General features: G+C 52.1%; 4 protein-coding genes, 6 tRNA genes and 1 rRNA gene. All 11 read right to left on the bottom strand.

The genetic code is table 11. The features are described 5' to 3' along the window. Window positions 1-88: 88 nt before the first annotated feature. A complete protein-coding gene (locus tag FPZ45_RS14720) occupies window positions 89-1,216 on the bottom strand; it encodes a glycoside hydrolase family 88 protein (protein ID WP_144703174.1) in 1,128 nt (375 codons plus the stop codon). Window positions 1,217-1,238: 22 nt separating this feature from the next. Then, on the bottom strand, window positions 1,239-2,120 hold the full coding sequence (locus FPZ45_RS14725; protein ID WP_144703177.1) for a carbohydrate ABC transporter permease: 882 nt from the start codon (window positions 2,118-2,120) through the stop codon (window positions 1,239-1,241). Window positions 2,121-2,129: 9 nt separating this feature from the next. After that, window positions 2,130-3,089 (bottom strand): ABC transporter permease, encoded by a 960-nt coding sequence (locus FPZ45_RS14730; protein ID WP_425457003.1) that lies wholly within the window; start codon window positions 3,087-3,089, stop codon window positions 2,130-2,132. A gap of 72 nt (window positions 3,090-3,161) precedes the next feature. Continuing rightward, complete coding sequence (locus tag FPZ45_RS14735; protein WP_144703180.1) at window positions 3,162-4,823, bottom strand: type 2 periplasmic-binding domain-containing protein; 1,662 nt, start codon at window positions 4,821-4,823, stop codon at window positions 3,162-3,164. A gap of 497 nt (window positions 4,824-5,320) precedes the next feature. Continuing rightward, window positions 5,321-5,396: transfer RNA gene (locus FPZ45_RS14740), tRNA-Lys, on the bottom strand. A gap of 58 nt (window positions 5,397-5,454) precedes the next feature. Then, window positions 5,455-5,538, bottom strand: a tRNA-Tyr gene (locus tag FPZ45_RS14745). A gap of 57 nt (window positions 5,539-5,595) precedes the next feature. Then, a tRNA-Phe gene (locus FPZ45_RS14750) sits at window positions 5,596-5,671 on the bottom strand. A 28-nt stretch (window positions 5,672-5,699) separates the two neighbouring features. Continuing rightward, window positions 5,700-5,776: transfer RNA gene (locus FPZ45_RS14755), tRNA-Asp, on the bottom strand. A 16-nt stretch (window positions 5,777-5,792) separates the two neighbouring features. After that, window positions 5,793-5,868 (bottom strand) — tRNA-Val (locus FPZ45_RS14760). A gap of 13 nt (window positions 5,869-5,881) precedes the next feature. Then, window positions 5,882-5,958, bottom strand: a tRNA-Met gene (locus FPZ45_RS14765). 134 nt (window positions 5,959-6,092) lie between these two features. Further along, a 23S ribosomal RNA gene (locus FPZ45_RS14770) occupies window positions 6,093-6,204 on the bottom strand; the annotation flags it as partial.

Below are 6,204 nucleotides of genomic sequence, written 5' to 3' on the forward strand. Positions count from 1 at the left end.
TTTAATCCGATTGACGATACGTCCACGCCGAAAAGCCCGGACGATCGAATCGTCCGGACCGGAGCATTGCAGGGCCGTGTCCGTTTCCTCAGAAAACGCGATGAACCCACCCGTTCAACTTGGCGACGGCTTCCACGAAGAAATAGTCGCCGTAGATCAATGACACGTCGACGTTCTGTCCGACGGGCCGATGGCCTGTGCCGTGACGAAGAATCGCTTCGTGCCCTTCGTTGTCCCATGTTCCGCATATCCGGTCCAACGACCGCAGCAGACGTTCGGCGCCACCGATGTACACCCTGGCCTCCTTCTCCGGTAATAGAGACGCAAGTTCGATCAAACCCGACGCCGCGATCGCCCCCGCCGAGCTGTCTCTCGGTTCTGCCTCCGGCACGGCTTCGAGACGGAAGTCCCAATACGGGACGCCGTCATCCGGCAGATGTGCAAGGAAAAAATGCGCGACGCGACGCGACGCATGAAGATATGCTTCGTTGCGCGTATATCGGTATGCGTTCGCCATTCCGTACAGAGCCCATGCAGCTCCCCGGCTCCAAGCGGAATCCGGCGCCGCGCCCTGCCCGCCTAGCGAGCCTTCATATTCTCCGGTCTGCGGATCGAACACGACGATATGATTCACGGAACCGTCTTCCCGAATAAATCGCTCGACGACCGTATCGGCATGCGACCTCGCGATATGCGCGAATCGCGGGTCCCCGCTTTGTTGAGCAGCCCAGAACAGGAGTGACAAGTTCATAGCCGTATCCACGATCGACCAGCCCCGTTGATGCTCGCCGTTCCAGGCGCGCAGGAAACCGCCGGCCCGATTGTACCTTCCCGCCAAGAAGTTCGCGGCGAACAGACCTCGGCGCATAGCGTTCTCGTCGTCGGTCAGACTATGCTTGATCACCGCCGTCGGCAGAAAATGAAAGCCGACATCGTGGTCGAAATGGTTCGGCTCCAGCATGAACCGCTCCATCCTCTCGTCCCAGGGCCAAGCAGCCTCCTTATAGCGAGAATCCCCGGTCATGTCGTGCGCGATCCATAGGATGCCCGGCCAGAAGCCGGAAGTCCACCAGTCGATCCGGGTATTGTCGTATTTGCCGTCGGCTCCGGCGACGTGTGGCGTTTTGTCTCCGATCAGACCGATCATCCGGTCGATCTTCGGTACGATCCTCCCCCAAACTTTTTGAGCGTCGAATTCCTCTTTTATTCGATTCATCCTCGTTCTCCTCTCGGCGATGTTAGCCTTTCAAAGATCCGATCATAACGCCTTTAACGAAAAATCGCTGCACAAACGGGTATATGAACAAGATCGGTGCCGTTGCGACGACGATGGTCGCGTATTTAATCGTCTCCCCGAGTTGGAAGCGGTCGCCTGCATCAGCCCCCGCAGACAAGCTGTCCGTTGAGTTCGCGATTAGAATTTCTCTTAGAATGAGCTGCAGCGGATACAATTCCCGAGTTCTGATAAACACCGACGCATAGAACCAGCCGTTCCATTTGTCGACGGCATAATAGAGGATCATGACCGCGATAACCGGCATGGAAAGAGGCAGAACGATGCGCAGCAGAATCGTCGCATGATTGGCGCCATCGATCTTGGCAGACTCCTCCAGACTGTCGGGAATGCCCATGAACGAGGTGCGCATAATGATCAGGTTAAAGGTACTGACCGCAAAGGGAATAATTGTTGACCAGAGCGAATCAAGCAGTCCAACGCCTTTGACGATCAAATAAATCGGAATAAGTCCGCCAGAAAAAAACATCGTAAAAACGATAAAGACCATAATGGCGTTATTCCATAACACGTTTTTGCGTGACAACACGTACGCTCCCAGCGCGGTCATGATCAGATTAACGGTCACGCCCGCCGTAACGATGAAGAACGTATTGCGGTAGCCGAGCAGAATACCCGAATTTCGCAGCACGCTCTCGTAGGCTCCAAGATCGAAGCCGAGAGGCCGCCATAGAAAGCCTTTGTGCGTAATAAACTCACCGGATACGCTGAAAGAGGCGAACAGAACGTAGAGCAGCGGATATAAGGTGACGACGATCATAACGACAAGTATCGAGTAGATGATAAATTCAAACAGACGGTCCGCGATTCCTTTATCCCGTTTCATAGGTTCACCTCACCATAGGCTGCTATTGTTGACCCGACGGCTGATCCAGTTAGCCGTTATCAGCAATGCGAGATTAATGACCGAATTGAACAATCCGACAGCAGAGCTGTAGCTCCATCCGAACTCCAGCAATCCTTTCCGGTAGACGAAAGACGAGATGACGTCCGCCGTTTCGTAAGTTACCGGATTGTACAGCAAAATGATTTTCTCGAATCCGACGTTCATCAGATTGCCCATCCGCAGAATGAGCATGATCGCGATCGTCGGCAGAATTCCCGGCAGCGTAATGTAGAGCATTTGTTTGAACCGACTTGCGCCGTCGATTCGCGCCGCTTCGTATTGCTCCATGTCGATGCTCATCAGCGCGGCAATATAGATAATGGATTCCCATCCCACTCGTTGCCAGATTTCGGACAAAACATAGATCGGACGAAATAGTTCGGGCTTCTGCAGCATCGCTTGCCCGTCGTATCCGAAAAGCATGAACAAACGATTAATGACGCCATCCGAATTCGTAAAATCGGTAATAATGCCGCAGATCACGACTAGCGAAATAAAATACGGCATGTACGTAATGGTCTGAGCTGTGCGTTTGAACGCTTTGCTCCGAACCTCGTTGATGAGCAAGGCGAGGAGGATCGGGGCGGGAAATTCGAACAGCAGCGTATACAAGCTGATGAGGATTGTATTTTTCAGAATACGTAAGAAGTAGTAGCTGTTAAAAAAATCGTAAAAGTGCTTCAACCCGGCCCAATCGCTGCCCAGGATTCCTTTTACCGGAGAATAGTTCTTGAATGCGATCACCGCGCCGTACATCGGTGCGTAGTGAAATACCACATAATAAACAAGTACCGGAATGATCATCAAATACAAATACTTGTTGATCGCAAAATCCCGAGCGAACCGATTCGTTCTCTTCGGGTCTCCGGCCGGCCGTGCCATTCCCGGCTCGATTCGCGCGTTCGCCATATCGGGCGATTCTCCCCTCGATCGGATGAAGGAGGGACGGCCCGGCCGTCCCCGCCTTCCGTTATTTGCGATTTACCGGCTGTTGTAACGATCCAAAGCGGCCTTCTGGATCTCGATTGCCCGATCCAGCTTTAACGACTTCATTTTCTCGACGTAGTTATCGAACTTGTCGACGGATTCCGTTCCGAGAATGATCTTGAGCGTCATCTCGTCAACCAACGTATTGATATCGTTCATGATCGTCGCATATTCGGAGCTTTCTTCTGGCGTCGGAGTTATCGGAGGCAGCGCGTATTTCGCCACGTCCGTCTTCTGCCAGATCCCGATCGCTTCTCTCTGCGTTTGCAATGCGAAAAATTGCTCCGCATATCGCTTATCTTGAATGAATGGTCCGTTGTAGCTGCCGCGAATGTACATCGACATCGCCTGCGCGGGCGCCAGTTTATCCGGGTTTTTCATCAACAGATCCGTATATTTCGGAGATCCATCTACCATGTTGTAGCTGACGCCTTCGGTTCCGAAGTTAAAGAACATCCGGCCTTCCTCGCTATAACCGTAATCGAGCAATTTTACGGCCAATCCCGGATCTTTCGCAGCCGTTGTGACCGCAACGATCCCTCCGCTGGAATACGCGTTGTCCTTTTGGCCGAATTTCGGGGTCTCCCCTTTGTTCAGAACCGGATAGGGAGCCGCGACCAATACCGCATTCGCGGAATTGCTCTCGACAAGCGGCTGCCATCTTCCGATACCGCCTCCCGCGTTTCCTACCGATACGCCGGTCTGGCCGGAAGCCCAATTGCCGTCGACGGACTTGGCGTCCGATGTGGCAATGTTCTTGTCCAGGAGCCCTTCTTTATACCATTGCTGGAACAGGCGCAGATATTCTTTGAATCCCGCCTCTGCCGGTCCGTATTTAATGGCTCCGTCTTCCTGGTAGAACCCGCGAGTGACTCCGAATGCTCCGAGGAATGCCCCGTTGCCGGAATCGTTAAAGAAGCGAGGCTTGCTGTTAACTGCGAACGGAGCGGAAGCTCCCTTCTTTTCTTTAAATGCGCGCAGCGTATCCGTCCACTCATCGATCGTCACCGGTACTGGCAGGCCCAGATCGTCAAGCCAGTCTTTACGGATGATCGGTCCCTGGAATACCCGCAGATATTCATCCCCGCGTATGAACGGGAACGCGTAGTAGCTGCCATTGTCCGTCTTCACCATTTTGTCGATGTCGGGATTGTCTTGGAGGAATTTTTTTAGGTTCGGAGCGTATTGATCGATCAAATCGTTGAGCTTCAAAATATAACCGTCCGCGATGGCCTTCTCCGGTCCGCCGGGGTAGTCGTTCAAGAAGTTGTACTCGATCATATCCGGCAAATTCCCGGAGGCGAGCAGGATGTTCAGCGATTCCTTCGCCTGTCCGGCGGGAGGAGCCGTGAATTTGAGCTTAACCCCCGTTACCTTCTGCCATTCTTGAAAAAACGGAACTTCATCGTGCGTCGCTTTTACGCCTACCAGGTTGCCTGTAATTTCTCCCCAATAGCTCAGCGTCCTATCCGTCTTGATTGGATAGACGTTACCCTCTTCCTGATTCTGCGTGCCTTCCGTCGTCGCGGATGGGCTATTCGCAGCCGCAGATGGCGTGCTTTCCCCTTTGTTTGCTTTGTCGTCTTTAGATGAACAAGCGATTAACAGCGTGCCGATCATCACAAGGGTAAGGACAGCGATGAACAGTCTTTTCATTTCCCAACCTCCGCCAGTCGAATAGTGAGATGCATCTCGCTTACAGACTAGCGGAACGGTTGGAGTCTTCGATATAGGCTAAATCTCGAATCGGATGGCGAATTCCGCTCAGAGAGATGACGATTTCTCAAAATCAATGGTCAAAATCGCAAAAAAGCCGCCGGATGATTCCAGCAGCTTTGAAGGTGACACCACATATTCAGCAAAATGATCCCCCCCGCCTATACAAAATAGTTGCAGAAAGTGCAGCTATTCCAGTAAATTTTTGCTCCGATCGGGTAATAGTTGTATAACGTACAATTAATCACGAGGTTCGCGCTTCTTGGGACGTGTCTAGGGCAAATTAGTTGTATATTTTGCAACTAGTCTTCCTTTAATTGCTGTAGGTTACACGAATAGTTGCACTTTTTACAATTAAATAAAGGGGGTTGTTCGTAGTAGGTAGCGGATAAAACAAAAAAACGAACGAATAATCGTTCGCTTGTCGTTTGAAAAACTGGTGAGCCATGAAGGACTCGAACCTTCGACACCCTGATTAAAAGTCAGGTGCTCTACCAACTGAGCTAATGGCTCGCATTGCGTGATCCCCGAAAAGTCATCGGACGCCTTGCTTCGCTTTATAGGGAATAAATGGTGGAGGGTGATGGATTCGAACCACCGAACCCGAAGGAAGAGATTTACAGTCTCCCGCGTTTGGCCACTTCGCTAACCCTCCATGATTACACGCCGGTAGCTTGCGCATCTATTGGATGGCTTATACCGGATAAAACAATGGTGGCTCGAGACGGAATCGAACCGCCGACACGAGGATTTTCAGTCCTCTGCTCTACCAGCTGAGCTATCGAGCCTTACGTACTCCCTGCATGGGGATAAAGATGGCGGAGCCGACGGGATTCGAACCCGCGGTCTCCTGCGTGACAGGCAGGCATGTTAGGCCTCTACACCACGGCTCCGCGATAAAAATAGGTATGGTGGAGGCTGAGGGGATCGAACCCCCGACCCTCTGCTTGTAAGGCAGATGCTCTCCCAGCTGAGCTAAGCCTCCATGGGAATATAGTTGGTAGCGGCGAAGGGACTTGAACCCCTGACCCTCCGGGTATGAACCGAATGCTCTAGCCAGCTGAGCTACGCCGCCACATGGTAAGCGATTCGGCACAGTACTTGAACCGATACGCTATATCAAGGCTTATGCCTTGAAAACCGGATACGAAACAAAAGTTTAGAGCGAAAGAAAGGTGAAGTATCATTTGTCTTACCAGGCCAACCTGTTAGGATAAGCCCTCGACCGATTAGTACTCGTCAGCTCCACACGTTACCGCGCTTCCACCCCGAGCCTATCAACCTGGTGTTCTTCCAGGGGTCTTACGAATTGGGAAATCTC

Origin of the sequence: Cohnella terricola (assembly GCF_007786475.1) — a bacterium.
Classification (GTDB): Bacteria; Bacillota; Bacilli; order Paenibacillales; family Paenibacillaceae; genus Cohnella; species Cohnella terricola.